The 21,682-nt window shown below is 65.8% G+C and carries 18 protein-coding genes and 1 pseudogene; 11 read left to right on the top strand and 8 right to left on the bottom strand.

The genetic code is table 11. The annotated features are described in order from the left end of the window. Both AC1DDA_RS26275 and AC1DDA_RS26270 read right to left on the bottom strand, forming a co-directional pair. Positions 1–267: hypothetical protein (locus AC1DDA_RS26275; RefSeq protein ID WP_476797970.1), on the bottom strand; the 267-nt coding region annotated here is incomplete at its 3' end. A gap of 83 nt (positions 268–350) precedes the next feature. Then, positions 351–1,217, bottom strand: a complete 867-nt coding sequence (locus AC1DDA_RS26270; RefSeq protein WP_476797969.1) for a LysR substrate-binding domain-containing protein — start codon at positions 1,215–1,217, stop codon at positions 351–353. 202 nt (positions 1,218–1,419) lie between these two features. Here AC1DDA_RS26270 and ilvD point away from each other — a divergent pair, with 202 nt between their 5' ends. From ilvD to AC1DDA_RS26255, 3 genes are all read left to right on the top strand, one after another. Next, a complete protein-coding gene (gene ilvD, locus AC1DDA_RS26265; RefSeq protein ID WP_476797968.1) occupies positions 1,420–3,261 on the top strand; it encodes a dihydroxy-acid dehydratase in 1,842 nt (613 codons plus the stop codon). A gap of 195 nt (positions 3,262–3,456) precedes the next feature. Next, on the top strand, positions 3,457–4,563 hold the full coding sequence (locus AC1DDA_RS26260) for an HPP family protein (protein ID WP_476797967.1): 1,107 nt from the start codon (positions 3,457–3,459) through the stop codon (positions 4,561–4,563). A 78-nt stretch (positions 4,564–4,641) separates the two neighbouring features. Continuing rightward, on the top strand, positions 4,642–5,577 hold the full coding sequence (locus AC1DDA_RS26255; protein WP_476797966.1) for a hypothetical protein: 936 nt from the start codon (positions 4,642–4,644) through the stop codon (positions 5,575–5,577). A 56-nt stretch (positions 5,578–5,633) separates the two neighbouring features. Here the strand turns inward: AC1DDA_RS26255 and AC1DDA_RS26250 are convergent, their stop codons facing one another. Further along, complete coding sequence (locus AC1DDA_RS26250) at positions 5,634–6,119, bottom strand: hypothetical protein (protein ID WP_441509280.1); 486 nt, start codon at positions 6,117–6,119, stop codon at positions 5,634–5,636. A 244-nt stretch (positions 6,120–6,363) separates the two neighbouring features. Between AC1DDA_RS26250 and AC1DDA_RS26245 the strand changes: the two genes are divergently transcribed. Together AC1DDA_RS26245 and AC1DDA_RS26240 are read left to right on the top strand one after the other, a co-directional pair. Next, positions 6,364–6,807 carry an Lrp/AsnC family transcriptional regulator gene (locus AC1DDA_RS26245; RefSeq protein WP_476797965.1) on the top strand — a complete coding sequence of 148 codons (444 nt, stop codon included), beginning with the start codon at positions 6,364–6,366 and terminating at the stop codon, positions 6,805–6,807. A 188-nt stretch (positions 6,808–6,995) separates the two neighbouring features. Continuing rightward, on the top strand, positions 6,996–8,126 hold the full coding sequence (locus AC1DDA_RS26240; RefSeq protein WP_441509281.1) for a saccharopine dehydrogenase family protein: 1,131 nt from the start codon (positions 6,996–6,998) through the stop codon (positions 8,124–8,126). 36 nt (positions 8,127–8,162) lie between these two features. Here the strand turns inward: AC1DDA_RS26240 and AC1DDA_RS26235 are convergent, their stop codons facing one another. After that, on the bottom strand, positions 8,163–8,777 hold the full coding sequence (locus AC1DDA_RS26235; protein ID WP_476797964.1) for an HAD family hydrolase: 615 nt from the start codon (positions 8,775–8,777) through the stop codon (positions 8,163–8,165). 125 nt (positions 8,778–8,902) lie between these two features. Between AC1DDA_RS26235 and AC1DDA_RS26230 the strand changes: the two genes are divergently transcribed. Further along, a complete protein-coding gene (locus AC1DDA_RS26230; protein ID WP_476779799.1) occupies positions 8,903–9,775 on the top strand; it encodes a protein-methionine-sulfoxide reductase heme-binding subunit MsrQ in 873 nt (290 codons plus the stop codon). Positions 9,776–9,937: 162 nt separating this feature from the next. Further along, positions 9,938–11,668, top strand: a complete 1,731-nt coding sequence (locus tag AC1DDA_RS26225) for an MFS transporter (RefSeq protein ID WP_476797963.1) — start codon at positions 9,938–9,940, stop codon at positions 11,666–11,668. A gap of 79 nt (positions 11,669–11,747) precedes the next feature. Here the strand turns inward: AC1DDA_RS26225 and AC1DDA_RS26220 are convergent, their stop codons facing one another. After that, positions 11,748–12,545 carry an undecaprenyl-diphosphate phosphatase gene (locus tag AC1DDA_RS26220; protein ID WP_441509285.1) on the bottom strand — a complete coding sequence of 266 codons (798 nt, stop codon included), beginning with the start codon at positions 12,543–12,545 and terminating at the stop codon, positions 11,748–11,750. Positions 12,546–12,803: 258 nt separating this feature from the next. On the opposite strand from AC1DDA_RS26220, the gene AC1DDA_RS26215 reads away from it, so the two are divergent. Genes AC1DDA_RS26215 through AC1DDA_RS26205 form a run of 3 tightly spaced genes read left to right on the top strand, consistent with a single transcriptional unit; the run spans position 12,804 to position 15,495 of the window. Further along, positions 12,804–13,496 (top strand): glutathione S-transferase family protein, encoded by a 693-nt coding sequence (locus AC1DDA_RS26215; protein ID WP_476797962.1) that lies wholly within the window; start codon positions 12,804–12,806, stop codon positions 13,494–13,496. A gap of 11 nt (positions 13,497–13,507) precedes the next feature. Next, positions 13,508–14,632 carry a tRNA epoxyqueuosine(34) reductase QueG gene (gene queG, locus AC1DDA_RS26210; protein ID WP_476797972.1) on the top strand — a complete coding sequence of 375 codons (1,125 nt, stop codon included), beginning with the start codon at positions 13,508–13,510 and terminating at the stop codon, positions 14,630–14,632. After that, entirely contained in the window at positions 14,629–15,495 is an 867-nt protein-coding gene (locus AC1DDA_RS26205; protein ID WP_476779797.1) for an SDR family oxidoreductase, read from the top strand. Before queG ends, AC1DDA_RS26205 begins: the two co-directional genes overlap by 4 nt. A 107-nt stretch (positions 15,496–15,602) precedes the next feature. Here the strand turns inward: AC1DDA_RS26205 and olsB are convergent, their stop codons facing one another. From olsB to AC1DDA_RS26190, 3 genes and pseudogenes are all read right to left on the bottom strand, one after another. Next, positions 15,603–16,454 (bottom strand): l-ornithine N(alpha)-acyltransferase, encoded by an 852-nt coding sequence (olsB, locus tag AC1DDA_RS26200; RefSeq protein ID WP_476779811.1) that lies wholly within the window; start codon positions 16,452–16,454, stop codon positions 15,603–15,605. Positions 16,455–16,658: 204 nt separating this feature from the next. Further along, the gene (locus tag AC1DDA_RS26195) at positions 16,659–18,746 is read right to left on the bottom strand and encodes a hybrid sensor histidine kinase/response regulator (RefSeq protein ID WP_476797961.1); all 2,088 of its coding nucleotides are present in this window, start codon (positions 18,744–18,746) and stop codon (positions 16,659–16,661) included. Between the two features lie 161 nt (positions 18,747–18,907). Next, positions 18,908–19,834, bottom strand: a pseudogene (locus tag AC1DDA_RS26190) (YifB family Mg chelatase-like AAA ATPase); the annotation flags it as partial. A gap of 102 nt (positions 19,835–19,936) precedes the next feature. On the opposite strand from AC1DDA_RS26190, the gene AC1DDA_RS26185 reads away from it, so the two are divergent. Beyond that, complete coding sequence (locus AC1DDA_RS26185) at positions 19,937–21,676, top strand: recombinase family protein (RefSeq protein WP_476797960.1); 1,740 nt, start codon at positions 19,937–19,939, stop codon at positions 21,674–21,676. Positions 21,677–21,682: the final 6 nt, after the last annotated feature.

Raw genomic sequence — 21,682 nt, 5'->3', positions numbered from 1 at the left:
TCTCTTTCTGTCTTCAATTTTCAAACAGCAGGGCTTCAACAAAACCGACAGAACTTCACCCGGCGAACCGGCCTCAGCCCCAGCGTCCTTAGGAAGCGCAGAAGAGGCGCCGCTCAGCGGCGGCGCCGTCTCGATGGGTGGCTTATAGGGCGCGCTCCTTTTCGCTGTCAACGCCGATTTTGAAAGTTTTTCGACAACGCCAGAATTTTTAGTGAATTCAATGAGTTGTATGGAATCATGAGTTTTCCACAAGGTCGGGAGCGCCATTCTCGTCCGCTCCGGGGCCAAGCCGGCGCCATCCCTCACCAGGCCAGAGGGAAGATGCCGCGAGAACGCGAGAGCCCGTGCCCTCAGGATGCAGCGGGCGCATCGCTCAGCGCTTCCGCCAGGAAGTCACTCAGGGCCACCACGGCCGCCGCCGCGCGCCCCGGCGCCTGGTGCAGTGCGATCTCGGAGGCCGGCAACGCCGGCAGCCCCTGCTCCGGCCCCAGCAACTGCAACTCCTGGCGTGCGGTGCCGGCCTTGACCACGGTCAGCGCCGCGCCCGATGCCGCCATGGCTTCGACAGCGCCGATGCTCGACGATGAGAACAGGATGCGCCAGCGCAGCCCGGCTTCGTTCAGCGCTTCCAGCGCCCATTCGCGGAACATGTTGGGCGCCTTCAGCAAGGCGAGTTGCAGCGGCTCCTCCACGGAGAAGGCGGCACGGTCCGAGCAAGCCCAGACGGTGCGTTCCCGGCGCAAGACCTGGCCACGCCCATCGCCGGCCTTCTGCGTGGCGAGAACCAGGTCGAACTCCTCGCCGAGGCTGTTCAGCAGGTCGCGGGTGAAGCCGGTCGTGACCTCGAGCTCGACCTCGGGATGGGAGCGGGCAAAGCGGGCGAGCGTTTCCGGCAAGACGATGGTGGCGTAATCATCCATGACCGCCAGCCTGACTCGGCCGCTGACGCTCTGCGCATTGATGACGTCGAGCGCCTCATCATGCAGCGAGACGATACGGCGGGCATAGCCGAGGAACTGCTCGCCCGCGCGCGTCAGCAGCACTTCCTGCGGCGAGCGCTGCAATAGCGTCTGCCCCGCCAGCTCCTCGAGCCGGCGGATCTGGGTGCTGACCGTAGACTGGCTGCGGAACAGCGCCGCCGCCGCGCGGGTGAAGCTGCGCAGCTCGGCGACCGTGACGAAGCTGCGCAGCAGATCGACGTCGATATTGCGCAGCATGGTGCAGCAGCCCTCGCCTCTTCGCGTTCCAGCGGGTGTCGTTATGCCAATTCGGAAACCATCTGTCCCGTAGGCAGAGCCTGTGGCCGCCATGCGCGGCGCCGATCATGGAAATCGAAGAATTCAATTTTGTCGCAGGGCGCGGCAACGGTAGTTTGCCGCCCAACGGGACATCAGGAGCCCGAGACCGGAGACGCATGAGATGCCCAGGCTGAGATCCGCAACCTCCACCCATGGCCGCAACATGGCCGGCGCCCGCGGCCTGTGGCGCGCCACAGGCATGAAGGATGGCGATTTCGGCAAGCCGATCATCGCCGTGGTGAACTCCTTCACCCAATTCGTGCCGGGCCATGTCCATCTCCAGGACCTCGGCCAGCTCGTCGCACGCGAGATCGAGAAGGCCGGCGGCGTCGCCAAGGAGTTCAACACCATCGCGGTCGATGACGGCATCGCCATGGGCCATGACGGCATGCTCTACAGCCTGCCCTCGCGCGAGCTCATCGCCGACAGCGTCGAGTACATGGTCAACGCCCATTGCGCCGACGCGATGGTCTGCATCTCCAATTGCGACAAGATCACTCCGGGCATGCTGATGGCGGCGATGCGCCTGAACATTCCGACCGTCTTCGTCTCGGGTGGACCGATGGAGGCCGGCAAATTCATCGCCGAGGGTGTGCTGAAGAAGGTCGACCTCGTCGATGCGATGATCGCGGCGGCGGACGACAAGTATACCGACGCCGAGGTCGACGTGATCGAGCGCTCGGCCTGCCCGACCTGCGGCTCCTGCTCGGGCATGTTCACCGCGAACTCGATGAACTGCCTGACCGAGGCGCTCGGCCTCGCCCTGCCCGGCAACGGCTCGACGCTCGCCACCCATGCCGACCGCAAGCGCCTCTTCGTCGAGGCCGGCCATCTGATCGTCGATATCGCCCGCCGCTACTACGACCAGGACGACGAGAGCGTGCTGCCGCGCAATGTCGGCTCGTTCAAGGCGTTCGAGAACGCGATGACGCTCGACATCGCCATGGGCGGCTCGACCAACACGGTGCTGCACCTGCTGGCGGCGGCCCATGAGGCCGAGATCGACTTCACCATGGCGGATATCGACCGGCTTTCGCGGCGCGTGCCCGTTCTGTGCAAGGTCGCTCCGGCCGTCGCTAACGTGCATATGGAAGACGTCCACCGCGCCGGCGGCATCATGGCGATCCTCGGCGAGCTCGACCGCGCCGGGTTGATCGACACCTCGCTGCCGACCGTGCACAGCACGACGATGGCCGATGCGCTGGCACGCTGGGACATCACGCAGACGCAGAGCGAGGCGGTGCGTTCGTTCTACAGCGCTGCGCCCGGCGGCGTGCCGACCCAGACCGCCTTCAGCCAGGACCGGCGCTTCGCCGAGCTCGACGACGACCGCGAGAAGGGCGTGATCCGCAGCGCGGAGCATGCCTATTCGAAGGATGGCGGGCTCGCCGTGCTGTTCGGCAACATCGCTCTGGACGGCTGCATCGTGAAGACGGCGGGCGTCGACGCCTCGATTCTCAAATTCTCCGGGCCGGCGGTGATCTTCGAGAGCCAGGACGCGGCGGTCGACGGCATCCTCAACCGCAAGGTCAACCCCGGCGACATCGTTCTGATCCGCTATGAGGGGCCGCGCGGCGGGCCGGGCATGCAGGAGATGCTCTATCCGACGAGCTATTTGAAGTCGAAGGGGCTCGGCAAAGCCTGCGCGCTCATCACGGACGGACGCTTCTCGGGCGGCTCCTCCGGCCTCTCCATCGGCCATGTCTCGCCGGAAGCGGCCGAGGGCGGCGCGATCGGCCTTGTCGAGAGCGGCGACATCATCGCGATCGACATCCCCAATCGCAGCATCTCGTTGCAGGTTTCCGACGAGGAGCTGGCGCGCCGCCGCGCGGCGATGGAGGCCAAGGGCAAGGATGCCTGGAAGCCGTCCGCGCCGCGCAAGCGCAAGGTCTCGACCGCGCTCAAGGCTTACGCAGCGACGACGACGAGCGCCGCCAAGGGCGCGGTGCGCGTGGTCGACTGATCGTCCTCGGGTCGACCGGCCAACCCGACCGGTCGACCTTTTCACAGAGATCGAATTTCCACACCCCGTCACGGGACGAACGATTTCTGCTTTTCACGCCCTCCGGCGCGGCCGCAGCAGCAGAATCGCATTGTCTGGACACATTCTCCGGCGTATTGAGCCTGCCGAAATTTTGAGCAGCGCCAGCCGAGTTCAATGTCCCTCCCCGTTCCCGACCCACAGACCGGCCGACGCTGGCGCGGCAGGTTCTTCGCGCCGATCCTGGCCGGCGCGACATGGCGAGACCGACTCGTCGCCTGCCTCGGCGCCCTGATCGGGGTCGGGGCGACCGGGCTGATCTGCGGGCTTCTGCTCGGCAACGATCCCCATCTGCCGCTGCTTGCCGCGCCGATGGGCGCCTCCGCCCTGCTCCTTTTCGCCATCCCATCGAGCCCGCTCGCGCAACCCTGGTCGATTGTCGGAGGCAATACCGTCTCGGCGCTCATCGGATTGCTCGTCGGCCGTTACGTTCCCGAGCCCGCCATCGCGGCCGGCAGCGCCGTTGCACTTTCCATAGCCGCCATGTCGCTGCTGCGCTGCCTGCATCCGCCCGGCGGGGCGGCGGCGCTGACGGCGGCGCTCGGTGGACCGCTCGTCTCCGCCTACGGCCTCGGCTTCGCCTTCGTGCCGGTCGGGCTGAACGCGCTGGTGCTGACCCTGTTCGGCGTGCTGTTTCACCGTTTCTCCAGCCACAGCTATCCGCATCGTCCTGTGGCCGCCGCCAATCCACACGGAACGAAGGACCTGCCGGCCAGCCAACGTATCGGCTTCAACGAGGTCGATATCGACGCGGCGCTCGGCGATCTCGGCGAGGCCTTCGATATCGACCGCGGGGATCTCGACCAGTTGCTGCGGCGCGTCGAGATGCATGCGCTCTCGCGCTCCCATGGCCTGCCGCGCTGCGCCGATATCATGTCCCGCGACATCGTCCGCATCGACCGACACGGCGGGATCGAAACCGCACGCGCGCTCCTGCTCGAACATGGCGTTCGTGCCCTGCCCGTCGTCGATCACGACAACCGGCTGCTCGGCATGGTCGGGCTGCGCGAGCTGACGCGACCGGGCCTGCGCGTCGACGATGTCATGGCCCCGGCCCGCACCGCCAGCCCCGATGTCCCCGCCATCGAGCTGATCGCGCCGCTGACCGATGGCTGCCGCCACGCCGTCGGGATCGTCGACGAAGCGCAGCATCTGCTCGGGCTGGTGACGCAGAGCGACCTGCTCGCCATGCTGCTCAAGCCGCTGCGGCAGGAAGCCGCCTGATCAGCGCGGCACCAAAAAACGTTCCCCCTTTCGCCCGTCCTCCTTTAGCTTGCCGCCAATCTCATCGGAGGAACCGCAATGCGGGCCGCGGCCGTCGCCTTGATCTGCCTTTTGTCGCCTCCTGCGGAGGCGGCCGGCCCGTTCGGCAAGATCGTCGTCGGCAACTGGTCGGGCGGTACCTTCACCAACGACCAGACCGGCGCCTTCTCGCATTGTGCCGTCAGCGCCCGCTACAAGAGCGGCGTGACGATGCTGACCTCGGTTACCGCGCAGTATTCCTGGCTGCTCGGCTTCACCAGGCCCGACTGGAAGCTCAGGGCCGGTGAGACGCTCAATCTCCGGCTCGTCTTCGACCGCAGCTCGACCATCGATGTGACCGCGAACATCAAGACACCGACGCTGCTCACCATCGCGATGCCGGCGCAATCCAATCTGATCAACGCCTTCCGCCAGGGCCGCTACCTCGAGCTGATCGCCAATGACGCACGCTATACCTTCGCGCTGACCTCGACTGGCGAGATGCTGCCGGCTCTGGTCGAATGCGTGAAGCAGAGCGCCAATGCACGCGGCCCGGTGACACCCGGCGCGCCCGCTCAGGCTCAGACGCCAGAGGCGACGGAGAAGGAGCGCGCGGCACGGGCCGAAAAGAAGGCGCTGCTGGAGAAGACGCGCGACCTGATCCGCAGCAAAATGCTGGCCTGCATCGGCCGGGAGGGAACCCCGATGCTGCTCACCGACGAGAAGGCGGAGGTCGTCGCCAAGGCGGCCATGCTGTTCTGCAAGGGGGACGTCGACGCGCTGACCAACGCCACGATCGAGCTGATCGAAACCGAGGACGGGCGCCCCGCCAATCGGGGCGCGGTCCGCGAGGCGGCGGAAAAGCGGGTTCAGGAAGTCGTGACGGCACATATCATCCGCGCCCGTGGCGAGATGCTCGGCAAGGGGCAAAGGCCGTCCGATCCTGCGCCGACGAGACCGTCCGACCCTGCTTCTCGTCCGTCGCAGATGCTCTGAAACGCAAAACGCCGCGCCTTGTGGCGCGGCGTTTCGAACGCTGATCGATGCGAGGATCAGCCCTTGAGCTTGGTGTTGCACTGGCTCCAGTAGCCGCCGCCCTTCTCGATCCATTTCAGCTCGCCATTGGCGTTGGCCGCCTTGTTGGCGTTGTACTGGTCGACGCAGGTCTTGAGGCGCGCCTTCCCGGCGGTCTCGTTCGAATATTTCTGCGAAACGGCCTTGGGGAAGACCGCGGCCCTGGCCTTGGCGGACGGCATCGCCATGGGCTTGCCAGCCGGAGCGGCCGTCGTCGCGGCCGGAGCGGCAGGCTTCGCCGGCTCGGCCGGCACCGCGGCCGCGGCCTCGTCGTCGGCGGCATCGTCGTCACCACACTGGGCCTTGCGGAAATCGTTCCACTTCTGGCCCTTGAGCGTATTGGCCTTCTTGGCGTCCTGATACTTGACGCTGCACTCCTTCATCGTCAGCGCCGAGGCCGGCGCCACGGTGAAGGATGCAAGAGCAAGGGCCGATGCGGATGCGAGAATGAATGTCCTGAACATGACCTTCTCCATGGCAAAGCGTACTGCCGCCGGTCGGCATGCCACTCCGATTTACGCCCCGAGGCAAGCCCTTTTCCGGCACGCCGAATAACCTTTCGCCTGCAAAATGTTCCTTTGTAGGCAAGCCCTTGCGCGATCGCGGAGAGAAAGCCGCGGAGTAAGCCAGGCAGATCTTTCAGTCTCTCCTTGCCGGGTCGCCCGATTTCCCTGCTATATGACGGCCCATCGCACATCTGGAGACGATATGGCACGGCCCTCCGACGCCGCGAAGGACCGCGAGCTCATCCGCATTCTCACCGAAAATGCCCGGCTTCCCGTGTCCGACATCGCCAAGCAGCTCGGCGTCTCGCGAGCGACCGTGCAGGGACGGCTGGCCCGGCTGGAACGCGACGGCGTGATCGCCGGCTACACCACGATCCTGGGCAAGGCGACCCGGCCTGTCACCACGATCTCCGCCCTCATCCTGATCGAGCTCGAGGTGAAGCAGCAGGGCGGGGTGGTCGCATCCCTGAAAAAGCGGCCCGAAATCGTGCAATGCCACACGCTGAGCGGCCATTTCGATCTCTCCGTCAAGATCGAGTGCGAGACGGCGAGCGACCTCGACACCATCATCGACTGGATCGCCGAGATGGAGGGCGTCCGGCGCACGACGTCCTCCGTGATTCTGGCCCGGAAATTCGAGCGCTGACGCTGCCACGACGGCGCGGCCGGCGGCCCTCTCGTCCATTTCACATCGAAATTTTGCATATCCCTTCATCTTGAAGACACATGGCTGCCCGCAGCGGCGATCCGCTCGTTAAAGCCTGCGCCGCCTGAAGCGATGAATGACGGGAGAGGGAGGTGCCTTGCCTGCCCGACCCGTCAGGAGATCGCGACATGACCATCCAGAAGCAACGCATCGCCGTGCTCGGCGCCGGCCAGATCGGCGTCATCATCGCCGGCATGCTGGCCGAGCAGGGCCATGAGGTGACGCTGGCCGACGCTTCCGCGGCGCAGCTCAAGCATGCCGCCGGCGGCCGCTTCGCCACCGCAACGGTCGACGCCGCCGACCTCGGCGCGCTCAGCGCCTTCCTCAAGGACCGCGACATCGTCGTCAGCGCCTGCCCGTACTTCCTGAACAAGGGCATCGCCAAGGTCGCGGCCGAAACCAAGACCCATTATTTCGATCTGACCGAGGACGTCGCCACCACCTCCTACATCAAGGAGCTCGGCGCCACCTCCGAGGTCGCGCTGGTGCCGCAATGCGGTCTGGCCCCCGGCTTCATCTGCATCCTCGGCGCCGACATGGCCGCTCGCTTCGAAAATGTCCGCGCCATCAAGATGCGCGTCGGCGCGCTGCCCCTCTACCCGACCAATGCGTTGCGCTACAACGTGACCTGGTCGGTCGACGGCCTGATCAACGAATACTGCAACCCCTGCGAGATCGTCTTCGACGGCCAGCCGACCCTGGTGCCCGCGCTCGAAGGCATCGAGAGCGTGATGATCGACGGCGTCGCCTACGAGGCGTTCAACACCTCGGGCGGGCTCGGCACGCTCACCGAGACGCTGGCCGGCAAGGTGCGCAACATGAGCTACAAGACGCTGCGCTATCCCGGCCATGCCGAGATCATGAAGCTCCTGCTGCGCGATCTCGATCTCGCCGACGACCGCGAGACCCTGCGCCGCATCCTCACGCATTCCGCGCCCTTCACCCGCAAGGACGTGGTCGTGATCTTCGTGACCGGCGTCGGCGAGCGCCGCGGCCGACTGGAGGAAGAGAGCGTCGTTCTGCGCTATGACGGAAATGACGAGCTCGGCGCGATCCAGCTCACCACCGCTGCCGGCTGCGTCGCGATGGTCGAGCTCTTCCTCGCCGGAAAGCTGCCCGCCAAGGGCTTCGTGCGCCAGGAAGATGCCGTCCTCGCCGACTTCCTCGCGACCAAGGCAGGCACCCGGCTGGTGCGCGAGGCGCGCGGCGTCGACGCCGAAGGCCTCGCCCCCACCGTGGCGGTCAAGAGCGCGGCCTGAGAGCTCGCGCTCCCTCCGACAGTCAGGCTCTGCCCGTCAGAGCCTGACGCCCAGGCCGCGCAGCTCGGCGCGCAGGTCGATGGGCTCGACGAAATGGACGGTCCGCATGCCGATACCGCGGGCCCCCACGATGTTCTTCTCGCTGTCATCGACGAAGATGCAATCGCCGGCGTCGAGGCCGTAGCGGCCGAGCAGCACCTCGTAGATCGCCGGGTCCGGCTTCAGCAGCCGCTCATGGGCGGAGACGACGACGCCGTCGAAGCTCTGCAGGAACGGGAAGCGGACCAGGCATTCCGCCCATTTCTCGCGCGAGAAATTGGTGATGGCGTAGACCTTCTCGCCCTGTCTCTTCAGCTCTTCCAGAACCGCGACGCTGTCGGCGATGGTGTGGGGCACGCTGTCATGCCAGCTTTCATTGAAGGCGCGGATCTCGCGCTCCCATTCCGGATGCCGCGCGACCAGCAACGCCACGCCCTCCTCCCAGGAGCGGCCGCGATCCTGCTCCAGATTCCAGTCTCCCGTGCAGATGTTCTGCATGAACCAGTCGAGCCGCTCGGCCTCCGGGATCAGCTTGCTGTAGATCAGCCGCGCGTCCCAGCGCAGCAGGACATTGCCGACATCGAAGACGACGGTGGGATTGCTGGAAGCCATCGTGAAACCCGCTTGAAATGGACCGGCAGGACAACCCATTCACACGCTTGTGTCCAGACGTGCAGGACAGTGGCCGACCCTATCGTTTATGCCGGGGCATGAGCCTTCGCATCGGAGACCCGCCCGTGAAAGCATGGCTGCCATGGACCGACCGACAGGGCCGCTTCTCGCCCTTGCGGGCCGCGGCCTTCGCATTGCTGTTCGTACCGGCGCTGCTCCTGCTCCATGCCGCCTGGATGCATCAGCTCGGCTCCAAACCCTGGACCGAAGCGATCCACCAGACCGGGACCTGGGCGGTCAGGATCCTCATCGTCACGCTCGCCGTCTCGCCGTTCCGGCGGCTGTTCGACTGGGGCAAGCTGATCGGCATCCGCCGCATGGTCGGGCTCGGCGTGATGGCCTATGCACTCGGCCATCTCTCCCTCTACTTCATCGACATGGCGTTCGATTGGGGGCTGATCGTTTCCGAGATCGTCAAGCGCTTCTACCTGACCATTGGCTTCGTGGCGCTCCTCGGCCTCTGCGCGCTCGGCGCCACCTCGACCGACGGCATGATCCGCCGGCTCGGCAAGAACTGGCAGCGCCTGCACAATCTCGTCTATCCGATCGCGATACTGGCGCTCCTGCACTTCGCGCTGCAATCCAAGATCGACGTCACCGAGCCGGTGCTGACGAGCGGGCTCTTCCTGCTGCTGATGCTCTATCGCGGCCTGTATCGCTGGAAGCTGCCGGTCTCGGTTCCGGCCCTGGCCGGCATCGCGCTTCTCGCAGGGCTGCTCACCGCAGGGCTGGAAGCGGGCTGGTATGCGGCGACTTCCGGCGTCTCGGCCTGGCTGGTCTTCCAGGCCAATGCCGACATCCTGACCTATCAGGATTACGCCTCGCTGCGGCCGTCGCATTGGGTCGCCCTGGCCGGGCTTCTGGTCGCATTCGGCCATGGCTTGCGCGCACGCAAGCCGCGCCCGCCACGGCAGGTGCGCCAACCCGCGGTGGCGTAGACCTCCAGCCCTCATCCTGAGGAGCACCTTCAGGCGCGTCTCGAAGGATGATCCAGATGTCTCCTGGGTCAAACGGGCTCCAAGCAGAAAAACGTTCCAAGTTTCGACATCTTCCCGATGGAAAGGATTTCCCCTCCCGCACTCATGCTCTAACCCTATGGCATGCCTGACGACCCGCACGCCCAGCCCACGGCCGATGTCATAGAAGCCGAGCTCGCCTCGGAAGGCATCAAACCAGCGCAGGCCCGGGTCTCGCCCTTCGTTCCGCTGCAGCAGCCGATTTTCCGCGCCGTCTGGTTCGCCAGCCTCGCCTCGAATTTCGGCGGCCTGATCCAGGCGGTCGGCGCCTCCTGGATGATGGCCTCGATCTCGCCCTCGGCCGAGATGGTAGCGCTGGTGCAGTCCTCGACCACGCTGCCGGTGATGCTGTTCTCGCTGGCCGCCGGCGCCATCGCCGACAATTACGATCGCCGCCGCATCCTGCTGGTCGCGCAAATCTTCATGCTGCTGGTCTCCATCGGGCTGGCTGCCGTCGCCTGGTTCGGCCTGATCACGCCCTGGCTGCTCCTGACCTTCACCTTCCTGATCGGCTGCGGCACGGCACTCAACAACCCGGCCTGGCAATCATCGGTCGGAGACATGGTGCCGCGCCGCGACGTGCCGGCAGCGGTGACGTTGAACAGCGTCGCCTTCAACATCGCCCGCAGCGTCGGCCCGGCCATCGGCGGCGCCATCGTCGCGGCGGCCGGCGCGGTCGCGGCCTTCGCCATCAATGCCGTCAGCTACATCCCCCTTCTCATCGTGCTGGCGCGCTGGCGGCCGCCCAAGGTCGAACGTCTCCTGCCGCGCGAGACGATGCTGATCGCGATGGGCGCGGGCGTGCGCTATGTCGCGATGTCGCCGAATATCCGCTCCGTCATCCTGCGCGCCTTCGTCTACGGGTTCGGCGCCATCGTCGGGCTGGCGCTATTGCCGTTGATCGCGCGCGACCTCGTCCGCGGCGGCCCGCTGACCTATGGCGTGTTGCTCGGCGCCTTCGGCGCGGGCGCGGTGGCCGGCGCCTTCATGAGTGCGCGCCTGCGGCGGGCGATGAGCACGGAAGCGCTGGTTCGCTCCACATTTACCGCCTACGCCGTGGGCGTCATTTTCGTCGCGCTCAGCTCGACCATGCCGCTGGCGATGGCCGGGCTCTTCGTCTGCGGCGCGTGCTGGGTGCTCGCGCTCTCGACCTTCAATGCCACGGTGCAGCTCTCGGCCCCGCGCTGGGTCGTCGGCCGTGCGCTCGCGACCTACCAGATGGCGGCCTTCGGCGGGATGGCGACCGGCAGCTGGGCCTGGGGCCGGCTCGCTCAGCATTTCGGCGTCGAGAAGGCGCTGCTGATCTCGGCGGTCACGCTGCTGGCCGGCGCCGCGCTCGGGCTGCGCTACCGGCTGCCGCCGCTGGAGGAGCTCAATCTCGATCCGCTCAGCCGCTGGCGCGAGCCGAAGGTCGCGGTCGACATCGAGCCCCGCTCCGGCCCGGTGATCGTGACGATCGAATACATCATCAAGCCGGAAGACGTCGTCGCCTTCCTGACCGTGATCGCGGAGCGGCGCCGCATCCGGCGCCGTGACGGCGCCCGGCACTGGACCCTGCTGCGCGATTTGACCGATCCGACGCTCTGGATCGAGCGCTACGACAGCCCGACCTGGGTCGAATATGTCCGGCAGAACCAGCGCGTCACCCAGGCCGATGCCGAAATCGGCGAGCAGGTACGCGCGCTACATAGCGGGCCGAACCCGCCGGTGGTCCACCGCATGATCGAGCGGCAGACAACCTCCTTGCCGCAATTGCCGGCGGCGAGGTCTCCGACGCTGGCCGACTCGCTGGCCGACTCATCGCGGCCAGCCTGAGAGGGAGTCGAAGTGTAACCGCGGGGCTTCGCGCCAGCGACGCGCCCGGAAATGACGGGCGCTCCCCAGGTCGGTCCGGTCAGCCGACGATCCAGAGGCCGGCGAGACCGACCATGCCGACGATGATCCGCCACCAGGCAAAGGGGGCGAAGCCGCGCTTCGAGACGAAGTCGAGGAAGCTGCGCACCACGATCAGCGCCGAGAAGAAGGCCGCGATGAAGCCGACGACGATCAGGATGCCGTCATCGAAGGTCAGGTCCTTGTAACTCTTCAGCAGATCATAGGCGAAGGCGCCCGCCATGGTCGGCATGGCGAGGAAGAAGGAGAATTCCGCCGCGGCGCGCTTGCTGGCACCGAGCAGCATGGCGCCGACAATGGTGGAGCCCGAGCGCGAGACGCCGGGGATCATCGCCAGGCACTGGATCAGGCCGATCTTGAAATACATAGGCAGCGGGAAAGTCGTGGCGTCGGTGTGCTTTTCCTGCAGCTCCATCTCGTCCACTACGAGCAGGATCAGGCCGCCGGCGATCAGGGCGCAGCAAACGATGAACGGGTTGAACAGCACGCTCTTGATGAAGCCGTGCAAGGCGGCGCCGATGATCGCGGCGGGCAGGAAGGCGATCAGCACGCCGATGACGAAGCGCCGGGCGGAAGGGTCCGTCGGCAGGCGTCGCGCGATGTCCAGCAGGCGGCGGAAATAGACCAGCAGGATCGCGAGGATCGCGCCGAGCTGGATCAGCACCTCGAAGGTCTTGCCGTTCGACTCGAAGCCAAGGAAATGGCCCAGCAACAGCAGATGGCCCGTCGAGGAGACCGGCAGGAACTCGGTGAGGCCCTCGACGATGCCGAGGACGAAGGCTTCGATCAGGTTCTGCATGCGGGAGATCCTCGCGCGAATCAGACCGCACCTGGCCGGGCGTCGGTCGTCGTCTCGTCGGCTTACGCCCAGGCCTTTGCAAATTGGTTACCACTTTGCGAAGGAGCCGGGACAAATTGCAGGCACCCGCATTGCCGCGGCTTGTGACGCTTTTCAGGCATGACTATAGCAAGCCTCGCCGCCCCTTCGGATCGCGACAAAGTCCGGCGGCCCTGCTTCCGACGCATTTTGCCTGCTTCACAAGTCTTCATGAGTGCCATGGCGACCCTGTACCATTACCCGGTATGTCCGCATTCGCGTTTCATCCGTCTCGTACTTGGCGAGTTCGGCATGGAGGCCGAATTGGTCGAGGAACGCGTCTGGGAGCGGCGGCGGGAATTCCTCGAGCTCAACACGGCGGGGACGACGCCCGTCTTCCAGGAGCAGAACGGGCTACCTGTGCCCGGCGCGGGACCGATCGCGGAATATCTCGACGAGACCCGCGGGCTTGCGCTCGGCGATCGCCGCCTGCTGCCGGAAGGGCCCGGCGAGCGCGTCGAGGTGCGCCGCCTGCTCGACTGGTTCAACGTCAAGTTCCATGAGGAGATCACCGGCCCGCTCGTGATGGAAAAGGTGATGAAGCGGTTCATGAGCCGCGACGATGGCGGCGGACCGCCGGAAATGAGCGCGATCCGCGCGGCGCGCGCCAATGTGCGCTATCATCTGCGCTACATCTCCTGGCTGCTGGCCAAAAGGAACTGGCTCGCGGGCGCTCAGCTGAGCTATGCCGATCTCGCGGCGGCGGCGCATCTGTCCTGCGTCGATTATCTCGGCGACGTGCCCTGGGAAGAGGATGAGGCGGCTCGCTCATGGTATGCGAGGATCAAGTCGAGACCGAGCTTCCGGCCGCTGCTGAGCGACCGAATGCCCGGCATGTCTCCGAGCGCCCATTACGACAATCTGGACTTCTGAGCGGCGAGAAGCTGAAGCGCGCCGTCGCTGAGCGGGCGCTCGGTGAAGGCTTTGCCGTGATGCGCGTCGCCGCGGCCGACGCCATACCCGAGGCGCCCGAGCGGCTCGAAGCCTGGCTCGCCAGCGGCTATCAGGGCGAGATGAGCTGGATGGAGGAGCGCCGCGACCAGCGCGCCGATCCGCGCCGGCTGTGGGGCGAGGTCCGCTCCGTCATCATGCTCGGCATGAACTATGCGGGCGACGGCGATCCGCTCGCGACGCTGGCTCAGCCCGACAAGGCGACGATTTCGCTCTATGCGCGCCGGCGCGATTATCACGACGTCATCAAGGGCAAGCTCAAGAGCGTGGCCGGCCTGCTCGCCGCGCGCGGCGGCGCCGACGTCAAGGTCTTCGTCGACACCGCCCCGGTGATGGAGAAACCGCTGGCGCAGGCGGCCGGGCTGGGCTGGCAGGGCAAGCACACCGTGCTGGTCTCGCGCGAGCACGGCTCCTGGCTGCTCCTCGGCGCGATCTACACCACCGCCGAGCTGCCGGCCGATGCGGCTGAGCGCGATCATTGCGGCTCCTGCCGGCGCTGCCTCGACATCTGCCCGACAGATGCCTTTCCGGCGCCCTACCGGCTCGATGCGCGCCGCTGCATCGCCTATCTCACGATCGAGCATCCCGGCCATATCGATACGGAGTTGCGGCCGGGCATCGGCAACCGCGTCTTCGGCTGCGATGACTGCCTCGCCGTCTGCCCCTGGAACAAGTTCGCGCAGACCGCGCAGGAAACCCGGCTCGCCCTCAAGGACGAACTCGACGGGCTGGACCTCGCCGCACTCGCTCGCCTCGACGACGCCGCGTTCCGCACGCTCTTCGCCGGGACGCCGGTCAAGCGCACCGGACGCGACCGCTTCCTGCGCAATGTGCTGATCGCCATCGGCAATAGCGGCCGGCCGGAACTTGCCGAGAGCGCCCAGCCCCATCTCGCCGACCCTTCGCCGCTCATCCGTGCCATGGCGGTCTGGGCGCTCGGCCGACTCGCTCCCGAATGTGTCAGCGAGCGCGCCGCGGCGGGACTCGCCGGCGAAGACGATCTGCAAGTGCGCGCCGAATGGCTCGCACTGACACCTCAGACGGAAGACGCCGCATGAACATCCTGATCCTCGGCCTCGGCTATTCGGCGGGCTTCTTCGCGCGCGCCGCGCTGGCGCGGGGATGGGAAGTGACCGGCACCGTCCGCTCCGCCGAGAAGGCGGCGCAGCTCAGCCGCGAAGGCATCAGGACATTGGTCTTCGGCGGCTTCGCCGTGTCCTCTGCGCTCAGCAAGGCGGTGGCGGAGGCCGACGCGGTGCTCGTCTCGGTGCAGCCAGCCGAGGATGGCGACCCGGCACTCGGCCCGCTGCGCGGCGCGCTCGCTGCGGCACCCAACCTGCGCTGGATCGGCTATCTCTCGACGATCGGCGTCTATGGCGACCAAAGCGGCGCCTGGATCGACGAAGCCACGCCGCCGGCTCCAACCAACGGCCGCACCCGCCAGCGCGTCGCGATCGAGGAGGCCTGGCTGCAGCTTGGGCGCGATAGCGGCAAGCCGGTGCAGATCTTCCGTCTTTCCGGCATCTACGGCCCCGGCCGCAACGCCATCACCAAGCTGCGCGAGGGCAAGGCGAACCGGCTGATCAAGCCGGGGCAGGTTTTCAACCGCATCCATGTCGACGATATCGCCGAGGTGCTGATGGCCTCGCTGGCGCAGCCCCGCAACGGCGCGATCTACAACGTCACCGACGACGAGCCGGGGCCGCCGCAGGACGTCGTCACCTTCGCGGCCGAACTGACCGGCCTCGAACCGCCGCCGGAAACCCCATTCGCGCAAGCACAGCTCTCGCCGATGGCGGCGAGCTTCTACGGCGAGAGCAAGCGCGTCTCGAATGCGCTGGTGAAGCGGGAGTTCGGCTACGCCTTCCGCTACCCGACCTATCGCGAGGCGCTGCGGGCGCTGGCCGCAGCCGGCGAATAGTGGAGCAACCTCGCGCTTCCCTGAATCGCGAGGTTGCTCTCAGTTTTTGTTTTATCGCATTTTCTTTACGCGAACCGGTGCCCACTTCGCTCGAAAATGCTCTAGCGTCAGGCCGCGCGACGCGGAGTCTCGCCGCCATAGTAGTCGGTGTAGCGCTTGTCGATCGCCGAAACCGGCAGCACGACCAGCACGTCGGTCGTGCCGAACTGGCGGTCGATCACGGCGCCGGTGCCGAAGCGCGCGCCGATCCGAAGATAGCCCTTGATCAACGGGGGCAACTCCTTGAGCGCGAGCTTGGCGTCGATCATCTCCGACGGCAGGCGATCCATGCCCACGAAATGCTCGGGATGCGCAGCCGCGGCCCATTCGCCCTGCGAGCGAGCCTGATGGTGCAGGAAGCTCAACGGCAGGGCCAGCGAGTCGGGATCGGTCCCGTCGAAGGAAGCGCAGCCGAACATCGCATCGATGCGGTGATGCTGGAGATAAGCCCAGATACCCGACCAGAGCAGCTCGACCGTCCTCTTGGTGCGGTAGGGCTTCAGCACGCAGGAACGGCCGAGTTCGAGGAAGCGTTGACCGGGATGGCGCGCGAGCAGCGGCGCCAGATCGAATTCGCTCTGCGTGTAGAAACCGCCGAGCCGTTCGGCCGCGCTCTGGCGCATCAGCCGATAGGTGCCGACGACCTTGGGCTTGGTGCCGCCGAAGCGGCCGCGCGCCGCATGATCGATGACGAGGAGATGGTCACAGGCCTTGTCGAAGCGGTCGGCATCGCGGCGGAACATCCGCGAGACGACATCGGGCTTGGCCGACATTTCCTGGTAGAAGACACGGTAGCGCAGGCGCTGTGCCCGCCAGATCTCGCGCGGGCCGCGCGCCAGCCGGACCTCGAGCGAACCGAGCCGGCCGAGCGTGCCCGCAAGCGGCGGAGCCTCGCCGGGTTCGGCACCGAAACGCCGCATCGGGCCGCCCGCGATCAGCATCAGCGGAGCGAACCGGGTGAACGCATTGCCGGCTGAAAACCGGGAGGGCAGCGCGTTCTTGCTATCAGAAACGTGCAATGCCATCGCGAATCTCGATCCCTCAGCCGCGTTCGGCCTAGAGGTAGGCTTGCCCGGAGGATCTTACAACTTCGCGACAAAACGGCGTCGAAGCGATGACTGCCGTCAAGCCGAGAGGCTGCCTGCCGACGGTAGCGATAGGCGCTCCAGCCAGCGCAGCAATGCCGCGCGCTCCAGCGGTTTGGCGAGACAATCATCCATCCCCGCTGCGAAAGCCGCTTCCCGATCGGCTTCCGCGACATTCGCAGTGACGGCGACGAGCGGCAAGGCGGAGGCGCGCCCGAGCCGGCGTTCGAGCGCGCGGATGGCGCGCGCGCAATCAAGACCCGTCATCACCGGCATGCGCACATCGAGAAGGGCAAGCGCCAGCGGCGGAGCCGCGCCGGCAAAGCTGGCCTCCACGCGCTGCAGAGCCTCGCGCCCGTCGCGCGCCCAGAATGCGATGCAACCGAAACGTTCGAGCGTGCGAACGACCAGCAGCGCGTTGATTTCATTGTCTTCGGCCACGAGCACATGGAGGCCGGTGCCGGGCGAGTTGCGAGCGGATGCGGTGGCATTCGCGATTTCGCCCATCGCCGGCAGCCTATGCGGGAAGTCCGCATCGAGCCGTTCATAGAGCGAGCGCGTCCGCACCGGCTTGATGAGAAAGCCGGAGAAGCCCGCGGCCTGCGGCGCACCGAACTGCCGCCGCTCCAGAGGCGAGAGCAGGATCAGGCAATCGCGGATGCCCGACGCAGCGACCGCTGCCGCGAGATCCTTCGCCGGCATATCGCCGAGTGCGTGATCGATCAGAACCGCTGTCGGGCGGGTTTCGCCGATCAGCTTCACCCGCGCCGATTCGGCGGTCGTCGCGACGGAGACCGCGGCCCCGGTCACCCGGATCGCTTCCGCCAGGAAGCGCGCCGCGAACGGAACAGGCGAGACCAGCAGGATATGCTGTTGCGGCCAATGCGGAATGCCCGGACGCGGGGCATCCGCAGCTGCCGCGAGCGGCAGGGTGACGCGGAAGGTTGCTCCTTCGCCTAGGCGGCTTTCGGCCCTCACTTCGCCCGCCATCAAATCAACGAGGCGCCGGACGATCGCCAGCCCGAGGCCGGCTCCGGACTGCCGTATGCCGGCACCATGTTCGACCTGTTCGAATTCGCTGAAGATGTCCTCGAGCCGGTCGACGGGAATGCCCGGCCCGGTATCGGCGACGGTGATCTCGACGCCCGCACCCGACAGCCGCAGGCTGAGACCGACCCCGCCGGCTTCGGTGAACTTCACCGCGTTTCCGACGAGGTTGAGCAGAATCTGGCGCAGGCGGTCGCGGTCGCCGATGAGGCGCGTGGGCAGCTCGGGCGCAATATGGGCGGAGAGCTCGATGCCCTTCGCCTGCGCCCGCGGCGCCACGAGTTCCGCCACCGTCTCGACGAGCTGGACGACGTCGAAGGGTTCCTCGACCAATTCGAGCTTGCCGGCCTCGACCTTGGCGAAATCCAGGATATCGTCGACCAGCGCGAGCAAGGCCTCGCCGGAGGTCCGCAGCGCAGCGATATAGGTCGCCTGCTCGGCATCGGGGCCGGTATCGGTGAGAAGGTCAGCCATCCCCAGGATGCCGTTGAGCGGCGTGCGGAACTCATGGCTGACGGTGGCGAGGAAGCGCGATTTCGCCTCGCTCGCGGCTTCGGCCCGGGCGCGTGCCTCGACCAGGGCGTCCTCGCCGGCGATACGGGCGGAGATGTCGCGGCCGACGCGTTGGATGAGCGCCTTCCCGCCATGTCCCGGAACCGCCGTCTCGACCCAGGAAATCCAGCGCTCGCCCTCATAGGTCGCCAGGCACTCGTCGAAGCTGCGGGCTCCGCCTTCGAGCAGTTGCGCTGGCCGACTGGCGAGTTGCGGCAGCTGCATCTTGCTGCCGACGAGATCGACCTCGCTCGCGCCGAACAGCGCCCCATAAGCCCGGTTGGCATAGACGATGCGCGCACCGTCGCGCCTGACGATCAGGTCGCCCTGGGCTTCGATCAGGCTGCGATAGCGTTCCTCGCTATCGGCGAGTGTCCAAAGCCGGTCGTTGAGATTTTCGGTATCGCGGAGCAAAGCGGCGACCTGCCGCCGCAACTGTTCACGCTGGAACAGGAGCCGGGCAATCAGCAGGCATAGCGCGAGCGCGGCGCCTCCGACGATGAGCCATGACCAGAACGAAGAAACCATGCCCTTCGATCTAGCCCTCGTCCCTTGAGAAAGGCGCCTGCTAACCCCGCAGATTCGCCGTTCGGCTTTCAGGATCGGTTAATCAAGAATACGTCGAGCTCATCGCATCTTGCGCGGTCTTCGGACAAGCCATCTGCTGCGCTCGAAAACGCGCCACGCGATCAGGCCGCCTGAACGAGCTCGCCACCGCGCGAGCGATAGGACAGCGCCTCCGCCAGATGCAGCCGCCCGACCTTGGCCTCGCCGTCGAGATCGGCGAGCGTGCGGGCTACTTTCAGCACGCGATGATAGGCCCGCGCCGTCAAGCGCATCGCCTCCGCGGCATCGCGCAAAAGGGCGAGCCCGGCATTATCGGGCCGCGCGATCTCTTCCAGCACCGGCGGAGGGCAGGCCGCATTGGTGCTGACGTGGCCCAGGCCGCGCTGAGGCAGTTCCAGCGCCTCGAAGCGCGCGCGCTGGCGCTGACGGGCGGCTGCGACCCTCGCGGCGACGGTGGTGGAGTCCTCCCCCGTCGATGGCAGGATCAGGTCGGCAGCGGTGACCGCGGGGAGATCGATGGCGATATCGATCCGGTCGAGCAGCGGACCGGAAAGCCTAGTCTGATACTGCGCCATGCAACGTTCGTTCGGCTGGCGGCGGCAGGCGAAACCGGGCTCAGTCGCCTTGCCGCAGCGACACGGGTTCATCGCCGCCACGAGCTGGAATCTGGCGGGATAGGTGACCCGGTGATTGGCGCGAGAGATCAGGACATCGCCGGTCTCCATCGGCTGACGCAAAGCATCCAGCACCTGCGGCTGGAACTCGGGCAGCTCGTCGAGGAAGAGCACGCCGTGATGGGCGAGCGAGACCTCCCCCGGCTTGGCATGAAGGCCGCCGCCGACGAGCGCCGCCATCGAGGCCGAATGGTGCGGTGCCCGGAACGGGCGGCGATCGGTCAGGGCGCCGTCGGCGAGATGGCCAGCGACCGAGAGCACCATCGAAACCTCGAGCAATTCGCGCGGCGAAAGCGGCGGCAGGATCGACGGCAAGCGGCTCGCCAGCATCGACTTGCCGGCTCCGGGAGGTCCGTTCATCAGCATAAACGAGCCTATTAAAATTCAATCCTTGAATGCTCGTTCAAGTGCCTGACGTTGTTATCGATTTTGAAAGCCGCGATGGCATAGCTGTAGCACAATTGGATGGAGTTGATCATGCCAGCCGCCAAGGCCAAAAAAGCCGATACATCCTCCGAGCCGCAGACGTTTGCAATCTCTTACCTACGCTTCTCGACGCCGGAGCAGCGCAAGGGCGACACCGTTCGTCGCCAGCTCAAGATGGCGGATGAGTGGTCCGAGAAGCACGGCATTCCTATCAATGAGCGAATTCGCGACGCAGGCGTCTCCGCGTTCCGAGGCAAGAACGCGCTGGAAGGAAATCTGCGTCGGTTCTTGGATCTCGTTCAGGAAGGGAAAATTCCCCCGGGGACTTACCTTCTCGTGGAGTCGCTTGATCGCCTTAGCCGTGAAGCTGCGCACAAGGCCTTCAAGCTGATGTTCGACCTTATCGGAGCGGGCATCAGGATCGTCTCTCTTTCGGACGGCATGGAATACTCGGAAGAGATTCTTGAGAAGAACTCGGGAGCCCTCTTCCTATGGCTTGGCACGGCCATTCGATCCAATTTTGAATCGGTGGAAAAGTCGAAGCGCATCCGCGAGGCCTGGGCCGCCAAGCGGAAGCAGGCTGTCGAAGAGAAGAGGGTGCTCACTGCGAGGCTTCCGGGTTGGCTCAGATCGGTCGGCACGGGCAAGAATAGACGAGTCGAGGTGGATCCAGAGCGCGGGGCACTCGTTCAAAAAATTTTCCGCATGACCATCGACGGCTATGGCCGCCAGCGGATTCTCCAATACCTCAATGGAAACAAAATCCCTCCTTTCCGGAACAGCGACGAGTGGGTGCCGTCAAATCTCTCCCGAATTCTCTGTTCGCGCGCCGCTTTCGGCGAGTTCCAGCCGCACGTGACGGACGCCCAAGGAAACAGGCATCCGGATGGTGACCCTATCCCGGATTATTTCCCGGCAGTCGTTACGCAGGAAGAATTCAATCAGGCCTCTGCCGCGGTACTTTCTCGTCGAGCGTCGCCTGGCCCTAAGGGGCCGGTCATGGCCAATCTGCTACAGGGGATGGTTTACTGCGCAAGCTGCCGGCGCAGGATGGCGCTGCAAAACAAGGGCACACCACCCAAAGGCCAGCGATATTACGCCTGCTCTGGCAATGAGCGTTTGGCAGGTTGTACCAACTCAGGCAGATGGCGCGTTGACGTCGTTGAGAACGCCGTCTTGGATCGCGCCCATCAAGTCGATTGGTCTGAACTCGACGTCGGGGGAACAGCCTCGCTGGCGATTCTTATCAGCCAAAAGACTGCGGAGCTGAGAGCGCTGAACGCCAAGGTCGCACGCCTTCTGGATGCCGTGGAAGACGACGACGATGACGAGGCAGCTGAGCGCTATCGCAAGCGCCGCGCGGAAGCCAAAACCGTGAAGGCGGAGCTAAAGAAGATGGAAGCTCAACTTGCCATGGAGAACAGCCTCCCTCCCCCTGGCCAGCGCGAGGGTATCGTGGCCGCGCTCCGAGAGCGCCTCGAACAGGCAGATCCCGAAACCGCGCTCGCCTTGCGTACGAAAATTAGCCAGACGCTGAAATGGAGTATCGACAGGATCCTTTTCGGAACCGTCGAGATCAGCGTCAGCTATCGGACCGAATTGCGGCCCTACATGAGAAACGGCCCGGCGCATAAAACCATTATTGCCCGCACACCCGAACTCACCGAAGCCTATCAACGTGATGGGGAGATCGCGGCGGAGCTGGAAGCGATGGAATTGGCGGAAGCGGGTCCGATCAAACGACCATTCTGGCGATATGTTGGGAAAGACCCCAAAAGGCCTTCAAAATAACGGGCT

This window comes from Allobosea sp. 10N428, from assembly GCF_056394545.1.
This window is presented reverse-complemented; position numbering and strand designations above follow the sequence as displayed.

What these genes read in the sequence shown, in the direction of transcription:
- AC1DDA_RS26235 (WP_476797964.1), bottom strand. Translation starts at nt 8,777, where the DNA reads ATGGCTTCCAGCAATCCCACCGTCGTCTTCGATGTCGGCAATGTCCTG.
- AC1DDA_RS26255 (WP_476797966.1), top strand. Translation starts at nt 4,642, where the DNA reads ATGCGGGCCGCGGCCGTCGCCTTGATCTGCCTTTTGTCGCCTCCTGCG.
- olsB (WP_476779811.1), bottom strand. Translation starts at nt 16,454, where the DNA reads ATGCGGCGTTTCGGTGCCGAACCCGGCGAGGCTCCGCCGCTTGCGGGC.
- AC1DDA_RS26250 (WP_441509280.1), bottom strand. Translation starts at nt 6,119, where the DNA reads ATGTTCAGGACATTCATTCTCGCATCCGCATCGGCCCTTGCTCTTGCA.
- AC1DDA_RS26215 (WP_476797962.1), top strand. Translation starts at nt 12,804, where the DNA reads ATGGCGACCCTGTACCATTACCCGGTATGTCCGCATTCGCGTTTCATC.
- ilvD (WP_476797968.1), top strand. Translation starts at nt 1,420, where the DNA reads ATGCCCAGGCTGAGATCCGCAACCTCCACCCATGGCCGCAACATGGCC.
- AC1DDA_RS26185 (WP_476797960.1), top strand. Translation starts at nt 19,937, where the DNA reads ATGCCAGCCGCCAAGGCCAAAAAAGCCGATACATCCTCCGAGCCGCAG.
- AC1DDA_RS26205 (WP_476779797.1), top strand. Translation starts at nt 14,629, where the DNA reads ATGAACATCCTGATCCTCGGCCTCGGCTATTCGGCGGGCTTCTTCGCG.
- AC1DDA_RS26225 (WP_476797963.1), top strand. Translation starts at nt 9,938, where the DNA reads ATGCCTGACGACCCGCACGCCCAGCCCACGGCCGATGTCATAGAAGCC.
- AC1DDA_RS26245 (WP_476797965.1), top strand. Translation starts at nt 6,364, where the DNA reads ATGGCACGGCCCTCCGACGCCGCGAAGGACCGCGAGCTCATCCGCATT.
- AC1DDA_RS26260 (WP_476797967.1), top strand. Translation starts at nt 3,457, where the DNA reads ATGTCCCTCCCCGTTCCCGACCCACAGACCGGCCGACGCTGGCGCGGC.
- AC1DDA_RS26240 (WP_441509281.1), top strand. Translation starts at nt 6,996, where the DNA reads ATGACCATCCAGAAGCAACGCATCGCCGTGCTCGGCGCCGGCCAGATC.
- AC1DDA_RS26220 (WP_441509285.1), bottom strand. Translation starts at nt 12,545, where the DNA reads ATGCAGAACCTGATCGAAGCCTTCGTCCTCGGCATCGTCGAGGGCCTC.
- AC1DDA_RS26195 (WP_476797961.1), bottom strand. Translation starts at nt 18,746, where the DNA reads ATGGTTTCTTCGTTCTGGTCATGGCTCATCGTCGGAGGCGCCGCGCTC.
- AC1DDA_RS26270 (WP_476797969.1), bottom strand. Translation starts at nt 1,217, where the DNA reads ATGCTGCGCAATATCGACGTCGATCTGCTGCGCAGCTTCGTCACGGTC.